We start from the raw sequence: 17813 nt of genomic DNA on the forward strand, positions 1-17813 counted from the left end.
TATACAAGGCTTTCCTACATGGTAGGAAAGCCTTTTCTTTTTTTGAAACCATATTTTGTAAGGGGGATTTTATTATGTCACAACAAGTTACAATTTCATTTTCAGTAGTACCACAAGCGAAGAACAAAGATGTGTATTCCGTTGTTGATAAAGCAATTGAAGTTGTACAACAGTCGGGAGTTCGTTATGAAGTAGGGGCAATGGAAACAACGTTGGAAGGAGAATTAGATGTACTTCTTGACGTCATTAAACGCGCGCAACAAGCTTGCGTCGATGCTGGAGCAGAAGAAGTAATCACTTCTATTAAAATTCACTATCGTCCAAGTACAGGTGTAACGATTGACGAAAAAGTTTGGAAGTACCGTGATGAATATGCAAAACCAGAAGCGATCTAAAATAATCACAACAATTTGGCTTATCCTTCTCATTGCTATATGGGAAGGATCTGTTTCATTATTTAAAATTGAGCCGTGGATTTTACCGAAGCCGTCTGCAATTGTGCAAGAGTTAATTGGAATGAAAGATTTACTATTACCGAATACAGTGCAAACGTTACAGGAAGTAATAATTGGGTTGTTTTTTGCAATTTTACTTGGGACGAGTATTGCTATCATTATGGATGTCATCCCTTTATTTCGGATTTTAATGAATCCATTGCTCGTTATTTCGCAAACAATTCCAATCGTTGTGCTCGCACCATTATTTATTATTTGGTTTGGATACGGAATGTTGCCAAAAGTAATGGTTGTTATTCTTGTTTGTTTCTTCCCAATTGCGCTTAGCATTTTAGAAGGTTTCCAAACGGTAGATAAAAATATGCTGAAACTGTTACAAACAATGAAGGCAACGAAATGGCAAGTTTACCAGAAAGTAAAGTTTCCAGCAGTACTCCCATACTTCTTCTCAGGTTTAAAAATTGCTGTTACATATAGTGTGATGGGGGCGATTATTGGGGAATGGCTTGGTGCCAGCGAAGGATTAGGAGTTATGCTTACAAGAGCAACAAAATCCTTTTTAACGGCTCGAGTATTTGGTGTTGCAGCGATTATCGTCATGGTGACATTATGTCTGTACTTTATTGTTGAATTTATGGCAAGAATAACAGCACCATGGATATACAGAAAGGGCGGCAGAAAATGAAAAAAGGTTTAAAAATTATGTTAGCTGCATTATTAGCAGTAACTGTTGCTGGATGTAATCCGGCGAAGAAAGAAGAAAGTTCAAGTAAAGATAAAAAAGTAAAAGTCGTTTTAGATTGGTTTCCAAATACGAATCATACTGGCTTATATGTAGCGCAAACGAAAGATTATTACAAAAAGCAAGGGCTTGATGTAGAAATTATCCAGCCTGGTGATAATGTAACGGCAGAGCAGATGATTGCTTCTGGGAAAGCAGACTTTGCGATAAGCGCACAAGAAAATGTAACATTAGCTCGTGTTGAAGGAATCCCAGTTGTTTCTGTTGGTGCAATTATTCAGCATAATACCTCTGCTTTTGCATCTCTAAAAAAAGATAATATGACGTCACCGAAAGATTTTGAAGGTAAACGTTATGGCGGCTGGGGGGGACCAGCAGAAGAAGCGACGTTAAAGACGATTATGGAGAAACATCAAGCTGATTTTAATAAAGTTGAAAAAATTATTCTTGGACAAACAGATTTCTTTAAATCAATCGGTCGTGATGCAGACTTTGAATGGATTTATTATGGATGGGATGGAATTGAAGCGAAGCGTCAAGGAAAAGAGTTAAATACAATTATGGTAAAAGACTTAGATCCAGCGCTTGATTTCTATAGTCCTGTTATTATTACAAGTGAAAAACATACGAAGCAAGATAAAGATTTTGTGAAAAAATTTATGACGGCAACGACAGAAGGTTATGATTTTGCAATTAAAGAACCGAAAGAAGCTGCGGATATTTTAATTAAAGCTGTTCCAGATGTGAATAAAGAATTAGTACAAGAAAGCCAAAAGTGGTTAAGTACAAAGTATCAAGATGATGCAAAAGCGTGGGGAGTACAGAAGGAAGAGATTTGGACGAATTACATGAATTTCTTATATGACAACAAAGTTATTAAAAAGAAAATCGATGTAAAAGATGCCTTTACAAATGAATTCCTTCCAAGTGAAAAATGAGTGGATTACAAATAAAAGATATTGTAAAAGCTTTCGATGGAAAGAATGTATTAGCAAATATTAGTGCGTCTATACAAGAGGGAGAGTTTGTCTCTTTTGTAGGTCCGAGTGGTTGTGGAAAAAGTACATTATTAAATATGATTGCAAGTGTTGAAGAGCCAACGAGCGGAGAAGTGTTTTATAACGAGGAGTATGTAAAAAAACAAGATGTTGTTAGTTATATGCCGCAACAAGATTTATTACTACCGTGGCGATCGGCTTTGCAAAATATCGTTCTTCCATTGGAAATCGAAGGGAAGCCTAAAAGACAAAGGCTGACAGAAGGAATGGAAGCATTAAAGCAATTTGAGCTAGATGAATACGCAGATCATTATCCAGATGAGTTATCAGGTGGAATGCGTCAAAGAATTAGTTTCCTTCGTACGTATTTATGTGAAAAGCCAATTATGCTGCTGGATGAGCCTTTTGGAAAATTAGATGCATTTACAAAAATGGAAGTACACAGTTGGCTTTTAAATTCTTGGCATCAAGAAAAGCAAACAATTGTTATGGTTACACATGACTTAGATGAGGCAATTTTACTTTCTGATCGCGTATTTATTTTATCTCAAAGACCAGCATCAATAGTTGGCGAGGTCCAAGTGGAATTACCTAGGCCGCGAACGATGGATATGTTAACATCTCTTGAGTTAAAGAAGGATAAGGAAGAAATTTTAAGAGTATTGGCTCCTTACATGAAAAAATAGAAAAAAGTCTTTTAACAGTTTTTTGTATAATTGCTGTTAAGAGGCTTTTTTCTATTGAAGGAGAAAGATGAAATCTATAGGGGAAATAGTGGGTTCATTAACATCGGATAAATTGGAAGAAGGAACAAAAGAAAAAGTAGAGAATAGAATATAACAGAGTGATTTATACTCTTAATATAACAAACGTTAAAGGAGTGAAAGGATAAAATGACTTTATCAACTGTTCTTCAAATGGTTTTAGCTTGATACGGGAGAAGTCTGCCCATTTTTAAAGATGAAGCTAAATTGAAGACAGCAGGTAAAGAACCTTAATCCTTTCTTACGATAATATGTAATGGGTAAGGTGTATTCACCTTACCCATTTTTATATGTATAACTAAATAAGGCTTTATACTGTTGTTCTCTCTATTTAGCTTATGGATCATAAGAAAAGGAGAGAGAAAAGATGAGTATATTAACAGTAGAAAATGTAAGTCATTCATATGGTGAGAAAACCATTTTATATAATACGTGCTTTCGATTATTAAAGGGCGAACATGTTGGGCTAGTAGGGAAAAATGGAATTGGAAAATCAACATTATTACGCTTGTTAACGGGAGAACTTATACATGATGATGGGAAAATTGAATGGTTTCCACATGTGAAGATTGGCTTTTTGCAACAGCATATAGATTTACAAGAAGGCATAACAATTGAAGAATACTTGCAAAGTGCGTTTTCTAACCTGTATGAGTTGGAACGTGACATGTTAAAACTTACAGAAGAGATGGCTGGAGCAGGAGAAGTAGCGAAATTGTTAGTAAGGTATGGAGAGTTACAAACTATATTGGAGAATTCTAATTTTTATCAAATTCATACAGAAATTGAGGAAGTAGCAACAGGCTTAGGCTTGTTTGAAATAGGATTAGAAAAGGATGTTTCAAAGTTAAGTGGTGGTCAGCGGACAAAGTTGTTACTTGGGAAACTCCTTTTAGAAAAAGCGGATGTTTTATTATTAGATGAGCCAACTAACTATTTAGATACAGCACATATAGAATGGTTGCAATCATATTTACAAATGTATGAAAAAGCTTATATTATCATTTCGCATGATGAAATATTTTTGAACAATATTACGAATGTTATTTATCATCTAGAAGAACGAAAGGTTAAGCGCTATGCGGGAGATTATGAAACCTTTTTGCAAAGTTATCAATTACAAAGGAAACAATTACAAGCGGCGTATACGAAACAACAAAAAGAAATTGTACATTTAGAGGGTTTTATTCAAAAAAATAAAATTCGTAAAGCGAAACAAGCGAAAAGTCGTGAAAAAGTATTAGAGAAAATGAAAAAGGTTGAAAAGGTTAACGATGTACCTCGCGCCCGTTTTGATTTTAATGTTTATACTGAGCCAGTGAGTCGTATATTACAGGTAGAGAAACTGAAAATTGGTTATGGTGAACCGTTATTTCCGGAATTGGATTTTCAAGTGAAAAAAGGGGAAAAGATTGCGATTATTGGTCATAATGGGATTGGAAAAACAACAATGTTAAAAACATTACTAGGACAAATAAAACCGTTAGGCGGCTCAGTTTCTGTTGGGGAACGAGTAAAACCCGCTTATTTTGCACAAGAGGAATTTTCCTCAGAAATAACTGCACTAGAAAGAGTATGGGCAGGGAGACCAGATATGACAAAAAAAGAAATCCGACAAGCATTAGCAAAGTGCGGATTGAAAGAAGAACATGTATTAAAACCTATCCAGTTATTAAGTGGAGGAGAACAAACAAAAGTACGATTATGCGAACTTATCGTAACTAAAAGCAATGTTTTAATTTTAGATGAACCAACTAACCATTTGGATACAGAGACTAAGACGGATTTACAGGAAGCGTTAAAACAATATAAAGGTACAGTTTTAATTGTTTCACATGAGCCCTCTTTCTATGAAGCATGGATAACGAAAATATGGAATATCGAAAAATGGAACGTTTAACAATAATCACAAAGAAAAGGCATTAGCTTTTATGAGTTAATGCCTTTTCTTTGTGATTAACATGATTTTCGAGAACTCTCAAATGAGAATTGTATGAAAAAGAACTCTTATGGTGCGCTTATAAGCGCACCATAAGAGTTCTTTTTCTTTGGTTATATTTATAATAATACTAGATGCCTTTCCCTAATAGGCTACTATCTTTTTTATATATATAGATAGTTTGAAATGGAATGGAAATGATTCCTATATGTAAAGGATAATGTGATTAGTATGGGAAGACAATAGAACTTAAAGGAAATTCATGTAAAATTCAGATGAACTTCACGCGAACTTCATATTAGAAACTAAATATAATTATAATAGGTTATTATAATATAAATTGTGATTTTTCATAAAATTAAAAGTTTGAATTTAGGATAGAGCACTCAAACCTAAATTCAAACTTTAGTGAAATAATTAATGGAGGTTACGTTTAGTTTTCGTTAATGGATGCATTTACAAGTTCGGCGGGATTGCCTGTTCCTGCCCCTCCGATTGTAACTGATCCACCAGGAGGAATTTCACCATTCCATCCTGCATTCGTAATTACGTAATGATTATTTATTTTACTACTAATTTTAGAATCCCAAACTTGTGTTAAATTGCCGTTATAATCAAATTCTAATTTCCAGTTTTTAATAGGGGTCGTTCCGCTATTTTTAATTATAATTGAGAAGTTGTAACCACTTCCCCAATTTGAAGTGACTGAAAAGGTAGCATTGCCATTTCCACCAGGAGGTGTTGTGTTAGCATCATCTGTTTTTATAAGAATAGAAGTAGGTTGTGATTTGTTACCTGCAGCATCTTTTGCTAATCCTGAAAATGTGTATTCTGTATTAGGTTTCAAGTTTTTAATTGTAATGCTATTTGTTGTTGTACTCCATTTCTCTTCTCCGGCAGTAATTTCATATTCAGTAACGCCTACGTTATCAGTAGATGCAGTCCAGTTTAATTGAACTGAGTTTGAATTTTTATTTGTAACAGCAATATTTTTTACGTTTGTTGGTGGTTCAGTATCTTTTTGAGTAATAGGTCCACCAAGTAATTCTTTTACTAGCGTATCAAGTAATTTTGGTCCACTACAACTATATTTTGGACTTGTACGGCAATCCCCGCTTAGTTCCCAAAACATTGCGCCACTTAAACCCTTTGTCTTTATATAGTCTGTTTTATATTTCATAGATTCATTGTCATCATAGCTAATAAAGGTTCCTGTAGTCGCATTATATAAATAAGGTACTTTCGCTACATCGTTCCATCCGCGAACAAAACCATTTTTATTCACATAATTAGATGCTAAATCACCATAATCGTACACACCTGTGTCACCGGTAGAATAATCATCCCAAGTACCTTTAGAAGCGAGCTTTCCGTCACTACCTGGTTTACAAGGTTGGTATTGCCCATTATTTTCTTTTCCGCAACTTTTCCATCCACGTCCGTAAAAAGGTACACCTAATACGAGTTTATCCGCTGGAACCCCTTCATTTGTATAAATGTCTATCGCACCATCTACGTAAAATTTCGTATCCGCTGCGGGGTCATTTGGATCTTTGTATAGTGCAGCATTATGGTTAGAAGTAGCTTCCCATCCACCGTGGAAATCGTATGTCATAATATTAATCCAATCCAGTATTTGAGAAATCTTCTTTAGCTCTGTATGATCCGCATAACGTTGGCTTGCACCTGACGCGATTGTTAGTAAATATTGTTTACCATCTTCTGCACCAGCTTTCGTTAATGCATTTCGAACATCTTGAAGCAGAAGGGTGAAGTTTTGTTTATCTTCAGGACGATAACTACCACCAGGAATCGTTTCAACACCCGGGTATTCCCAGTCTAAATCAACGCCGTCAAATCCATATTCGCGAAGAAAAGCTACTGTAGATTCAGCGAACACTTTTCTTGTTTTTTCATCAGCGGCCATATCAGAAAAGCGGTTAGACCAAGTCCAGCCACCAACTGAAATAATTGTTTTTAAGTGAGGATACTTAGCTTTTAATCGTTTCAGTTCTCCGAAATTTCCACAGCGGGCATATTTATCACAATCTTCCCAAGTTGTACCCGATCCCGGATAAGATTTTGTGACATCAGCCCATGGTTCACCGAGTACGAGAGTGCCATTAGGGACCTCTTTATTTTGCAGTGGTACACCAGATTCTTTACAGTTCCACGTTTGTTTATTTGGATTATCGGGGTGAGTAGAAGGGTTTCCATGTTTTCCATTCCAGCAAATATCAGCGAAAGCATAGTTTAAATGAGTTAGCTTTGATGCATCAATGTCTGCAACTTGATAATTACGTCCGTAAACGCCCCATGAAGGAAAATACCCAACAATTTTTTGACCTTGCTTTGGTGAATCTGCTAATGCGAAATTTGGAGTAATAAAGTTTGTGAGAAAAAGAGGTAAGAAAAGTAGTAGGGATAGTAATAGCAGCGTGAATTTTTTTGATCTCATAGTCATTTCTCCTTTCAAAATAAAAGATATATTTAAAGGCATGCGCCAATAAACCAAAGTGAATCTAGACGTATGAAAAGTCTAGATAAAAATGATCAGACATCACGAAGTCTATACAAGGGAGCTGGGGGTGATTAAATCGTAGCAAATGCAAGATTTGGTGTAAACGCTTTATTGGATTCACAAAGATTTTCTCAATATTAAATGGCTCTAATACAGACTACACATGAAAATAAAATATTGATTAGGGAGGAAAAGACTCCTTGTAATTAAATTTGAGAAAAAATTGTATAAAGTCAATTTTTAATAGCGTAGCAAGATGAGAAAATATCATGTAAAATAATAGTAAAAATATGTAAAGGAGCGAATGGTGTGGATGTCTTTTTGAACATTGCTGAAGAAAAAATTCGACAAGCAATACGGAATGGTGATCTCGATCATATTCCGGGGAAAGGAAAACCACTACAATTAGAAGACCTTTCAATGGTACCTCCAGAACTTAGAATGAGTTATAAAATCTTGAAAAATGCAGGTATGATTCCACCAGAAATGGAACTACAAAAAGATATATTAAAAATAGAAGACTTAATTGCGTGCTGTTATGATGAAGTAGAGAGAAAAGAATTACAAGAAGAGTTAACAGCAAAAACGCTGCGTTTTCAGCAGGTAATGGAAAAGAGAAAGATTAAAGATAGTTCAGCTTTTCGTATGTATCAGGGTAAAGTATTTCGTAAATTACGCTAAGAGGGATAAGATGAATATATTTGAAACGATAGAAGAATTAGCGACATATATTGAAGGACAACAATTAGTACTGCTGTTTATTAAAACGGAAAATTGTGGTGTTTGTGATGTTATGTTAAGAAAAGTAAATTGCGTATTAGAGAATTATGATTACGTAGAGAAAGTAGAAATATTACTACAAGACATGCAAGAGATTGCGGGGCGATATGCAGTATTTACAGGGCCAACAGTTTTATTATTTTATAATGGAAAAGAGATCCTTCGTGAATCGCGCTTCATTTCACTTGAAAATTTAGAGAGAACCATTCAATTATTCGAAGATTAAGGGAGGCTTTTATATGGAATTTATTATTGTCATACTATTATTTGTTGTAGTTGGAACGATCGTAACAGCAGTTCGATCAAACAAAAAGAAGGTAAATCTTACAAAACAAAATAACATTCATAATTCATCCAACAGCTCATCACCATTATTTTTCTTTGCTGGATCGGATAATGATAGCTCGCACGATGGCGGTTCACATGATTGCGGAGGTTCTTTTGGTGGAGATAGTGGAGGTAGCTGCGGTGGTGATTGATGAGAATACGCCTTATAGGGGGCGTATTTCTTTTTAAACAAACGTTTGATTAGTTGGCTTACATATGCATAAAAACAGTTAAACAAACGTTTGATTAAATATTTTTAACATGCTAGGGGAAATGAAAAGGGAACCGTATTTCTTACTAAATGAGGATTTAAATTTGGAATAATACATATGATTCGAATGTGGTTTGAAAGTACGTTTTCTTAAATAAGGAGTATAGCCTCTTGCGATAGAGGTTTTTTATTTGTTATTATTAGACTGAACGGTCGGTTTAAAGAGGTGTGAATATGAGAAGAAGCGCAGAAGAGATAAAGAAAGAAATTGCCTATAAAGCAGAAAGTCTGTTTTCACAGAAGGGCTATGCAGCTACATCTATGGAAGAGATTTGTGAAATTACAGAGAGAAGTAAAGGAAGCATTTATTATCACTTTAAAAGTAAAGAAGAATTATTTTTATTTGTAGTGAAACAGCATACGTATGATTGGCTTGAAAAATGGAATGAAAAAGAGAAGTTGTATAGTACTAGTACTGAAAAACTATATGGTCTCGCGGAATATTATGTAGAGGACATACAGCAACCCATTTCAAATGCAATAGAGGAATTCTCTATGAGCCAAGTTGTAAGTAAAGAAATTCTGGATGAACTGTTAGCTTTAACTAGAGAATCATATGTTATGGTTGAGAAATTAATTGAAGCAGGTATACAGTCTGGAGAGTTTCAAGAAGATGATACGCGTGATCTTATGTATATTGTGAATGGATTATTATCGGGGCTTGGAGTACTTTACTACGAGTTAGATTATAAAGAGCTGAAACGTATTTATAAAAAGGCAATAGATGTATTGTTAAAAGGAATGGCAGCTGAATAATAGGTCAGTTGCTTTTCTTACAAAATAAATTAGACCGAACGGTCGGTTTATGAAAGGGGAATGAAAATGAACGCTTTATTTAAAAACCGAGCATTTATGCTCGTTATGGCATCTGATATTTTACAACAATTTGCAATTTGGATCAGAAATATGGCTCTTTTGTATTTCATAATGGAGCGAACGAATAATGATCCAGTTTCAGTTTCTTTATTATCGGTTATGGAATATGCACCTATTTTTATTTTCTCGTTTATCGGTGGGGCGCTAGCTGATCGCTGGAATCCGAAAAGAACGATGGTTGCTGGAGATGTATTAAGTGTACTGTCTATTGTAGGAATTGTCTTGTTGTTAAAGCTGGATTATTGGCAGGCTATATTTTTTGCAACACTCATTTCCGCGATTGTAGGTCAGTTTTCTCAGCCATCATCTTCGCGTATATTTAAACGCTATGTAAAAGAAGAACAGGTAGCAAATGCGATTGCATTTAATCAAACATTACAGTCGCTATTTATGATTTTTGGACCAGTGGTAGGATCGCTTGTGTACACACAACTTGGTTTATTTACGTCACTATATAGCTTAATTATTTTATTTTTGTTATCTGCTATCGCTCTTTCATTTTTACCAAAATGGGTGGAACAAGAGCAAGTGGCGAGAGGTTCATTAAAAAATGATATAAAAGAAGGTTGGAAATACGTTCTTCATACGAAAAATTTACGTATGATTACGATCACTTTCACCATTATGGGCTTAGCTGTTGGACTAACGAATCCATTAGAAGTGTTTCTTGTAATAGAACGGCTTGGAATGGAAAAAGAAGCCGTTCAATATTTAGCCGCAGCTGATGGAATCGGTATGTTAATTGGTGGTATTGTTGCTGCAGTTTTCGCTTCAAAAGTGAATCCGAAAAAGATGTTTGTATTCGGTATGAGCATATTAGCGATGTCATTTTTAGTAGAAGGGTTATCTACATCATTTTGGATTACTAGTTTCATGAGATTTGGAACAGGTATTTGTTTAGCCTGTGTCAATATCGTTGTCGGTACGCTTATGATTCAACTTGTACCAGAAAATATGATTGGCAGAGTAAATGGAACGATTTTACCACTGTTCATGGGGGCAATGTTAATTGGAACTTCACTAGCTGGAGGATTGAAGGAGATGACCTCACTAGTTACTGTATTTTGTATAGCAATGGCACTTATTTTATTTGCGATAGGTCCGGTTTTACGTATGCAAATAAAGAAAGAAGATATTGTGAATCGAGAGGAAATGACGAATTGATTAGTTTCGAAATAGCTATTGTAAGGGAGCAGAATTGCTCCCTTTTCTTGTGGCAATCTTTTGACAATGACATGCCCCAACTATATACTGATGATGTAAAAACGATTTTACAGGTTAGGAGAAACGGTGTGAAAAATCAAATCTATGAATTGCGCACTGCAAATAATATTTCACAAGGTGCATTAGCGGATAAGTGTAACGTATCAAGACAGACGATAAATGCAATTGAGAATAATAAATATGATCCAAGCTTAGCACTAGCATTCCGGTTAGCAGAAGTATTAGGAACAACTGTCGATAAACTATTTTTGTACAAGCTTTAGAGTTTTTAATTGTAGGGCGTTATCGTTAAAAATATAAGAGAAAGATCCCCTTCTTGTGTGAAGGGGATCTTTCTCTTATATTGTTTTAGTTTTCGGATTAGGTGGTGTAACGGACGTATCATTTTCAGGTACTCTAGTTAATAAGAATCCACCGATAATAAATAGGACAATAATACTAAGGACACCAGCGTTTGTTTTTCCTGTTAATTGTGTTGTGACACCTACTAATACCGGACCCATAATTGCTGCGAATTTACCAAAGATATTATAAAATCCGAAGAATTCATTTGCAGATTCTTTCGGTACTAGTTTTGCGAAATAAGAACGGCTAAGTGCTTGAATCCCGCCCTGAGAAGTAGCAACTAACATTGCTAAAATCCAGAAATCAAACGTCGTTTTTAAGAAATAAGCATATGTGCAAATAATGATATAAATGATAATGCCGACATATAGCATTTTTTTACCGGTAAATGTTTCCGATAGTTTTCCATATAATAAAGCAAATGGACAAGCGACAATTTGTGTTACAAATAAGATGATTAATAGATTGGTTGCACTAATACCGAGATCTGTTCCGTAAGCAGTAGACATAGTGATAATTGTATCTACCCCATCAATGTAGAAAAAGTAAGCTATTAGGAACATAAATACAGTTTTATATTCTTTAATATTTTTAAACGTATTAGCAAGGCGCTTGAAGCTCATTGCAATTGGTCTTGGATGACGTTCAATATAGTGTGTTTGCTCTACATTTTTTAGCATTGGTATCGTAAATAGTCCCCACCAAAGAGCTGTTATTGCAAAGGAAATTTGACTAGCAATTCCGACTGATAAGGGGATAGTTCCTTTTTGAGCAAGAATAATAAGAGCAATACAACCGATAAAAGGAATTGTGCTCCCAATGTAACCTAATGCAAAACCTCGCGTAGAAATTCGGTCCATTCTATCTCCAGAGGTAACATCTACTAGAAATGCATCATAAAAAATATTTGCTCCAGCAAAGCCAACTAATGCGAGCATATAGCATCCTAGTAATAAGTACCACTGAGATGTTGGAACAATTGCTAGCATACTTGTAAATACGATACCGAGTCCAAAGAAGAATGTGAAAAATCGTTTTTTAAATCCCTTATAATCAGCAACTGTGCCGAGAATAGGAGCGAGTATAGAAATTAAAAGTGTAGCGACCGAGTTTGCATATCCCCAATAGGCTGTTGAAGTTGCGCCAGATAGTCCAGCTTCTTTTGCAGCTGCTTTAAAGTAAATTGGAAATAATGCAGTTGTAATGACGAGCGAATATACCGAGTTCGCCCAATCGTACAATATCCAGCTTTTTTCTTGTCTGGACATTTTTTTCATATAATGTTCCCCCTTAAATTTGTTCTACTAACAGTGTACAAAAATAAAAATTATAAAAAGAGAAACAGTGATGATTTTTACATAACTTTTACATATATACACAGTTCTTTACAATTGAAGTAAATCCTCTACAATTGCGCCGTCTGTTTCACCTAAGTGCAAACCGAGTAACCTAGCGATAGTCGGACCTTCATCAATCAGTCTCATATACGGAATTGTAACGCCGCTTTGAATGCCTTTCCCAGCAGCCATAAAAATTGTTTCATAGTTAGGTTTTGTTGGGGAATATCCATGTGTTCCAAATGTATATTTCTTACTAGAATTAACATCTTCTTTATTAATTTCTTTTATGAAATCACCTGTATAATTTTCAATGAAGTAATAACCTTCCATGGCCTCTAGCATAAATAAGCAATTACCATCAGCGCCACGTTCTTTTGCATCTTCATCGTGCAGAATAAATTCAATTCCATTTTGTTTATCCTGAAGAAGCTCTTCAAGAAGAAGTTGAATCTCTTTAATCGTTTCAGTATCATTTTTATCCTTTACATGTACGTAGGCAGATCCATCACAGCTTTGGCAATAAGCTTTCCAATCGTGTATTTTTCCACGTTTATTTACGGATATAAGCCCTTTTTGACAGAATAGGACATTTAATTGGATTGCTTTGTTTTCACTTAAAGCGCTATGGTCACCAAGTGCAATAATTGTACTTTCTTCGTATATACCACTTTCTTTTAATGTATGGATAATTTTTCCGAGGCGTTCGTCGTGTCTGTGGATTGCAGCTACTGTTTCCTCAGACTCGAAGCCATGGTAATGTCTTTGAGTATCTAAATCAGTAAAATGTACAAACATAACATTAGGCTTTTTCGTCTGAATTGTATGTACGGCAGAAGCAAGGACGAAATTATCAAGCTCAGGCTGTGACAATCCATTTCGTATATGGCCGAAACGACGATTTAAATCTAATTGATATAGCGGGCTACCGCTAAATAATGAAACTAAAATTTGATTTTGCCACGGTCTATTTGGAAAAATTTCTGGTAAATTGTAATCGATATTTGCTCTTCCAGTAACAGGCCATAGAAGGGCTGCTGTCGTTAAATTTGCTTTGCGTGCTTCATCATATAAAGTTGTCCCGTTAATGGACTTTCGGTACCAATGCCAATCGGGTGACTCACGTCCTGGTTGAAGTAATGTATTGCTGACAACGCCATGCTTATTAGGATAATTACCGGTTACGATTGTTGAGTGGCTTGGATATGTTACAGAAGGATAAATTGGCTCCACTTTTTTCGCAATTGCGCCCCTTTTTATTAAAGTTTGGAAATTAGGTAGTTTTTGTAATATAGGAAAATCTAAAGCTGATAAGCAGTCAAAAGATAAAATAATGACGCGATTTGTTAATGCTTTATCCATAAAGTTTCCCTCCTGATTATATAAAACCTATTCTTATATATTACTATTAATACCTGGTAATAAAAATATATTTTTGAATAAAATTTCGTTATTTATTTTCAGAAAAATTAAACATATAATAAGTATAAGGGAATGAATGGAAGGAGGGAATACTATGGATTGGCTAGATGGATTTGGTATCTTTTACATCATTGGTGGAGTCACCGTTCTCCTTGTATTTTTTATGTCATATTTACTAAAGAAACGTTTTCCAGACAAACAGTTTGATATTATATTTGCACTTAGTTTAGTACTTCTTTGTTTAGCTTTCTTTCCTGTAACAATGATCGCTATTGGTGGTTGGGAAGGAATGGGATACGGATTTATTTGTTTCTTCGTTTTAATTGGTACACTAATTGGTATGGTTGCTCATCAACTTGTAAAAATAGTTCGGAAAAGTTACGTATAAAACAGTGATAATTGAAAATAATGTATAAAAATAAGAAAATTGGCTCTTGTTTTGAAATAAAATTTATATTATGATATTCAACAAATTTATTTTGTTATAACGATGAAAAAGGAATAGTACATGTCTTACCTTTTGGCAGAGAGAGAATCCTTTTGGCTGGAAGATTCTTAAAGAGGCGATATGGAACCTACCTTTGAGTTCTGCATATGCAGCGGGAAATTCCCGTTATCAAAAAGAGAGCATACTCAATTTTTTTGTGTATGAATCAGGGTGGTAACGCCGACAAAGCTCGGTCCCTATTTGGGGACGCGGGCTTTTTCTATTTTCTAAAGGAGGAAGAATAACTATGGTAAAAGAACAAGTACAAGCCATTACGAAAATGGAAGAAGACTTTGCTCAGTGGTATACCGATATTGTAAAAAAAGCGGAGCTTGTTGATTATTCAAGTGTGAAAGGTTGTATGATTTTACGTCCATACGGTTATGCATTATGGGAAAATATGCAGAAAGTGATGGATGAAAAATTAAAAGAATCTGGTCATGAAAATGTGTACATGCCAATGTTTATTCCAGAGAGTTTATTACAAAAAGAGAAAGATCATGTTGAAGGATTTGCTCCTGAAGTAGCATGGGTTACTCATGGCGGAGATGAGAAATTGGCGGAAAGACTTTGTATACGTCCTACATCTGAAACTCTATTCTGTGAGCATTTTTCAAAAATTGTTCAATCATATAATGATTTACCAAAGTTATATAACCAGTGGTGTTCAGTAGTTCGTTGGGAGAAGACGACGAGACCATTCCTTCGTACAACTGAATTTTTATGGCAAGAAGGTCATACGATTCATGAAACGGCAGAAGAATCTCAAATTGAAACATTAAATATTTTAAATCTATATGCTGCTTTTTGTGAAGAGTATTTAGCGATTCCGGTTATTAAAGGGCAAAAAACAGAAAAAGAAAAGTTTGCAGGAGCGAAGGCAACTTATACGATTGAAAGTTTAATGCATGATGGAAAAGCACTTCAAACAGGAACATCTCATAACTTTGGAACGAATTTCTCTGAAGCATTTGATATTAAGTTTTTAGACCGTAACGGTAAATGGCAATACGTACATCAAACATCTTGGGGTGTATCAACAAGAATGATAGGTGGACTTATTATGGTTCATAGCGATAATAACGGACTTGTAATGCCGCCAAAAGTCGCTCCAGTACAAGTTGTTATCGTTCCTATTGCTCAGCACAAAGAAGGTGTATTAGAAAAAGCAACAGAGTTGCAAGGACGTATTCAGAAGGTTGCACGTGTAAAAATAGATGCTAGCAATAAAACACCTGGCTGGAAATTTAATGAGTATGAAATGAAGGGTGTTCCAATTAGATTAGAAGTTGGTCCAAAGGATATTGAAAAGAATCAAGTTGTACTTGTAAGGCGAGATACGAAAGAAAAAGAGTTTATATCAATGGATCAATTAGAAGAACGCATTCCAGTACTACTTGAGGAAATTCACCATTCTTTATTTAGCAAAGCAAAAGTATTTCGCGATGAGAATACGTATAGTGTGACGAATTTCGAAGAGATGAAAAAAGCGGCTGATGAAAAGCAAGGATTTATTAAAGCGATGTGGTGTGGAGAACTAGCTTGTGAAGAAAAATTAAAAGAAGAAGTTGGAGTATCTTCACGTTGTATTCCGTTCGAACAAGAAAGTTTAGCTGACGAATGTATTTGCTGTAGTAAAAAAGCGAAGCAGATGGTGTATTGGGGAAAAGCGTATTAATGCTCTTTCTACTAGATGGCAAAAAGGACTTTGATTGCATAATAAAATGCAATCAAAGTCCTTTTTAGTTTTATCCCGCTATTTGTCAGGCAGTAAAACTCCCACTTCAAAATTCGGCTGGAGCAAAGAAGTTAGGTGGGAGCCCTGCTGCCCGTAAAAGCCCGATTGGTGAAGGTTAATAATCAGTGGGGGATGAACAAAATCCCCACTGATTAAAGTTTCACTTTATAATCTGTTTCATGTATTTTTAGATGGAAGGATGATTTTTTTATTTTGCGTTTTTACGACGAATAAATAGTAACACACCAATTAGGAATGTCGAAAGACCAATTAAAATAGATGCAGGATAATGCGTTGCAGTATTAGGCAATTTATTGCCTTGTTTTGTTGCATTATCTTTTGCGTTACCGCTTTGAGAGCCGCTATCGCCTTTAACACGGTTGCCTCCCTGAGAGCCATTGCCACCTTGAGAACTGCTGTCGCCTTTAACACGGTTGCCTCCCTGAGAGCCACTGCCACCAGAACCACTGCCACCAGAACCACTGCCACCAGAACCGTTGCCACCAGAACCGTTGCCGCCAGAACCGTTGCCGCCAGAACCACTGCCACCAGAACCGTTGCCACCAGAACCGTTGCCGCCAGAACCGTTGCCGCCAGAACCACTGCCACCAGAACCACTGCCACCAGAACCGTTGCCACCAGAACCGTTGCCACCAGAACCGTTGCCACCAGAACCACTGCCGCCAGAACCACTGCCACCAGAACCGTTGCCACCAGAACCGTTGCCACCAGAACCGTTGCCACCAGAACCATTGCCGTCAGAACCGTTGCCACCAGAACCGTTACCACCAGAGCCACTACCACCAGAGCCATTGCCGTCAGAACCGTTACCACCAGAACCACTGCCACCAGAGCCACTGCCGTCAGAACCGTTGCCACCAGAACCACTGCCACCAGAACCACTGCCACCAGAACCGTTGCCACCAGAACCGTTGCCACCAGAACCATTGCCGTCAGAACCGTTGCCACCAGAACCACTGCCACCAGAGCCATTGCCACCAGAACCACTGCCACCAGAACCACTGCCACCAGAACCACTGCCACCAGAACCGTTGCCACCAGAACCATTGCCGTCAGAACCGTTGCCACCAGAACCACTGCCACCAGAGCCATTGCCACCAGAACCGTTGCCACCAGAACCGTTGCCACCAGAACCATTGCCGTCAGAACCACTATCGTCCTGAGAACCATTGTTTCCTGGAGGTTTATTATTATCTTTTGAATTACCTTCTGCTAAATTATCGTTATTTTGTACAATAGCGTTTGTTATTGGATTGAAGTTTTCAGTTGCAGCATTACCAATATTTAAGCCGCTAAAAAAGGATAAAGAAAGTGTTGATGCTAAAATGAAGATTTTTGTCATTGTTTTCCTCCTGAAGAAAAAATTATTGTTCCATCTAAAATACACCCCTTTGTAATATTTCATAGGAAAAAGAGTTTTATGCAAAAAAACTATATATAGAAAAAGGGAGGGCACTGAACAAGTCCACTTCATAAGAAAAAGGAGGTGTATTTCTAAAGGGAGAAAAGAGTTAATGTGAATATAGTAGAGTGATGGAGAATTTACACTCATAATAGTAGAGGAAG

At 36.2% G+C, this 17813-nt stretch carries 17 protein-coding genes and 1 other annotated feature; of the genes, 13 read left to right on the forward strand and 4 right to left on the reverse strand.

Going from position 1 to position 17813, the window contains the following annotated elements:
- The first annotated feature begins 74 nt into the window (after positions 1–74).
- The 5 genes from MHH59_RS02155 (at position 75) to MHH59_RS02175 (ending at position 4859) form a co-directional block, all read left to right on the forward strand.
- Positions 75–395, forward strand: coding sequence for an MTH1187 family thiamine-binding protein (locus MHH59_RS02155; RefSeq protein WP_000082898.1), 321 nt, complete (start codon positions 75–77; stop codon positions 393–395).
- Entirely contained in the window at positions 367–1140 is a 774-nt protein-coding gene (locus tag MHH59_RS02160) for an ABC transporter permease (protein ID WP_002091231.1), read from the forward strand. The genes MHH59_RS02155 and MHH59_RS02160 overlap by 29 nt, the downstream gene beginning before the upstream one ends.
- Positions 1137–2135 carry an ABC transporter substrate-binding protein gene (locus MHH59_RS02165; RefSeq protein WP_002124979.1) on the forward strand — a complete coding sequence of 333 codons (999 nt, stop codon included), beginning with the start codon at positions 1137–1139 and terminating at the stop codon, positions 2133–2135. Before MHH59_RS02160 ends, MHH59_RS02165 begins: the two co-directional genes overlap by 4 nt.
- Complete coding sequence (locus MHH59_RS02170; RefSeq protein WP_002124980.1) at positions 2132–2881, forward strand: ABC transporter ATP-binding protein; 750 nt, start codon at positions 2132–2134, stop codon at positions 2879–2881. Before MHH59_RS02165 ends, MHH59_RS02170 begins: the two co-directional genes overlap by 4 nt.
- A gap of 445 nt (positions 2882–3326) precedes the next feature.
- Positions 3327–4859 carry an ABC-F family ATP-binding cassette domain-containing protein gene (locus MHH59_RS02175; RefSeq protein ID WP_201055445.1) on the forward strand — a complete coding sequence of 511 codons (1533 nt, stop codon included), beginning with the start codon at positions 3327–3329 and terminating at the stop codon, positions 4857–4859.
- Between the two features lie 472 nt (positions 4860–5331).
- Here MHH59_RS02175 and MHH59_RS02180 read toward each other — a convergent pair whose 3' ends face one another.
- On the reverse strand, positions 5332–7356 hold the full coding sequence (locus tag MHH59_RS02180; protein WP_078175995.1) for a glycosyl hydrolase family 18 protein: 2025 nt from the start codon (positions 7354–7356) through the stop codon (positions 5332–5334).
- 372 nt (positions 7357–7728) lie between these two features.
- Between MHH59_RS02180 and MHH59_RS02185 the strand changes: the two genes are divergently transcribed.
- The 6 genes from MHH59_RS02185 (at position 7729) to MHH59_RS02215 (ending at position 11160) form a co-directional block, all read left to right on the forward strand.
- The gene (locus MHH59_RS02185) at positions 7729–8100 is read left to right on the forward strand and encodes a DnaJ family domain-containing protein (RefSeq protein ID WP_002010200.1); all 372 of its coding nucleotides are present in this window, start codon (positions 7729–7731) and stop codon (positions 8098–8100) included.
- A 10-nt stretch (positions 8101–8110) separates the two neighbouring features.
- On the forward strand, positions 8111–8425 hold the full coding sequence (locus MHH59_RS02190; protein ID WP_201055447.1) for a thioredoxin family protein: 315 nt from the start codon (positions 8111–8113) through the stop codon (positions 8423–8425).
- A 13-nt stretch (positions 8426–8438) separates the two neighbouring features.
- Positions 8439–8678: a hypothetical protein gene (locus MHH59_RS02195; protein ID WP_063226365.1), complete on the forward strand. Its 240-nt coding sequence runs from the start codon at positions 8439–8441 to the stop codon at positions 8676–8678.
- Positions 8679–8971: 293 nt separating this feature from the next.
- Positions 8972–9553 carry a TetR/AcrR family transcriptional regulator gene (locus MHH59_RS02205; protein ID WP_002124986.1) on the forward strand — a complete coding sequence of 194 codons (582 nt, stop codon included), beginning with the start codon at positions 8972–8974 and terminating at the stop codon, positions 9551–9553.
- A 66-nt stretch (positions 9554–9619) separates the two neighbouring features.
- Positions 9620–10837, forward strand: a complete 1218-nt coding sequence (locus tag MHH59_RS02210) for an MFS transporter (protein WP_002124988.1) — start codon at positions 9620–9622, stop codon at positions 10835–10837.
- A 71-nt stretch (positions 10838–10908) separates the two neighbouring features.
- Complete coding sequence (locus MHH59_RS02215; RefSeq protein ID WP_003187029.1) at positions 10909–11160, forward strand: helix-turn-helix transcriptional regulator; 252 nt, start codon at positions 10909–10911, stop codon at positions 11158–11160.
- A 75-nt stretch (positions 11161–11235) separates the two neighbouring features.
- Here MHH59_RS02215 and MHH59_RS02220 read toward each other — a convergent pair whose 3' ends face one another.
- Together MHH59_RS02220 and MHH59_RS02225 are read right to left on the reverse strand one after the other, a co-directional pair.
- Positions 11236–12519 (reverse strand): MFS transporter, encoded by a 1284-nt coding sequence (locus tag MHH59_RS02220; RefSeq protein WP_002169236.1) that lies wholly within the window; start codon positions 12517–12519, stop codon positions 11236–11238.
- 108 nt (positions 12520–12627) lie between these two features.
- Positions 12628–13941 carry an alkaline phosphatase family protein gene (locus MHH59_RS02225; RefSeq protein WP_002124992.1) on the reverse strand — a complete coding sequence of 438 codons (1314 nt, stop codon included), beginning with the start codon at positions 13939–13941 and terminating at the stop codon, positions 12628–12630.
- Positions 13942–14095: 154 nt separating this feature from the next.
- Between MHH59_RS02225 and MHH59_RS02230 the strand changes: the two genes are divergently transcribed.
- Positions 14096–14389 (forward strand): YesK-like family protein, encoded by a 294-nt coding sequence (locus MHH59_RS02230; protein ID WP_002124993.1) that lies wholly within the window; start codon positions 14096–14098, stop codon positions 14387–14389.
- 93 nt (positions 14390–14482) lie between these two features.
- Positions 14483–14690, forward strand: a binding site (T-box leader).
- A 45-nt stretch (positions 14691–14735) separates the two neighbouring features.
- Positions 14736–16166 (forward strand): proline--tRNA ligase, encoded by a 1431-nt coding sequence (proS, locus tag MHH59_RS02235; RefSeq protein WP_002124994.1) that lies wholly within the window; start codon positions 14736–14738, stop codon positions 16164–16166.
- Between the two features lie 268 nt (positions 16167–16434).
- Here proS and MHH59_RS02240 read toward each other — a convergent pair whose 3' ends face one another.
- A complete protein-coding gene (locus tag MHH59_RS02240) occupies positions 16435–17589 on the reverse strand; it encodes a cell wall anchor protein (RefSeq protein ID WP_340850794.1) in 1155 nt (384 codons plus the stop codon).
- Positions 17590–17813: the final 224 nt, after the last annotated feature.

Source organism: Bacillus sp. FSL E2-0195 (assembly GCF_038003645.1).
Taxonomy (GTDB): Bacteria; Bacillota; Bacilli; order Bacillales; family Bacillaceae_G; genus Bacillus_A; species Bacillus_A mycoides.

Excerpts from the sequence above, each read along its gene's own strand:
- MHH59_RS02155 (WP_000082898.1), top strand. The coding sequence starts at position 75 with ATGTCACAACAAGTTACAATTTCATTTTCAGTAGTACCACAAGCGAAG.
- MHH59_RS02160 (WP_002091231.1), top strand. The coding sequence starts at position 367 with ATGAATATGCAAAACCAGAAGCGATCTAAAATAATCACAACAATTTGG.
- MHH59_RS02165 (WP_002124979.1), top strand. The coding sequence starts at position 1,137 with ATGAAAAAAGGTTTAAAAATTATGTTAGCTGCATTATTAGCAGTAACT.
- MHH59_RS02170 (WP_002124980.1), top strand. The coding sequence starts at position 2,132 with ATGAGTGGATTACAAATAAAAGATATTGTAAAAGCTTTCGATGGAAAG.
- MHH59_RS02175 (WP_201055445.1), top strand. The coding sequence starts at position 3,327 with ATGAGTATATTAACAGTAGAAAATGTAAGTCATTCATATGGTGAGAAA.
- MHH59_RS02180 (WP_078175995.1), bottom strand. The coding sequence starts at position 7,356 with ATGAGATCAAAAAAATTCACGCTGCTATTACTATCCCTACTACTTTTC.
- MHH59_RS02190 (WP_201055447.1), top strand. The coding sequence starts at position 8,111 with ATGAATATATTTGAAACGATAGAAGAATTAGCGACATATATTGAAGGA.
- MHH59_RS02195 (WP_063226365.1), top strand. The coding sequence starts at position 8,439 with ATGGAATTTATTATTGTCATACTATTATTTGTTGTAGTTGGAACGATC.
- MHH59_RS02205 (WP_002124986.1), top strand. The coding sequence starts at position 8,972 with ATGAGAAGAAGCGCAGAAGAGATAAAGAAAGAAATTGCCTATAAAGCA.
- MHH59_RS02210 (WP_002124988.1), top strand. The coding sequence starts at position 9,620 with ATGAACGCTTTATTTAAAAACCGAGCATTTATGCTCGTTATGGCATCT.
- MHH59_RS02215 (WP_003187029.1), top strand. The coding sequence starts at position 10,909 with ATGCCCCAACTATATACTGATGATGTAAAAACGATTTTACAGGTTAGG.
- MHH59_RS02220 (WP_002169236.1), bottom strand. The coding sequence starts at position 12,519 with ATGAAAAAAATGTCCAGACAAGAAAAAAGCTGGATATTGTACGATTGG.
- MHH59_RS02225 (WP_002124992.1), bottom strand. The coding sequence starts at position 13,941 with ATGGATAAAGCATTAACAAATCGCGTCATTATTTTATCTTTTGACTGC.
- MHH59_RS02230 (WP_002124993.1), top strand. The coding sequence starts at position 14,096 with ATGGATTGGCTAGATGGATTTGGTATCTTTTACATCATTGGTGGAGTC.
- proS (WP_002124994.1), top strand. The coding sequence starts at position 14,736 with ATGGTAAAAGAACAAGTACAAGCCATTACGAAAATGGAAGAAGACTTT.
- MHH59_RS02240 (WP_340850794.1), bottom strand. The coding sequence starts at position 17,589 with ATGACAAAAATCTTCATTTTAGCATCAACACTTTCTTTATCCTTTTTT.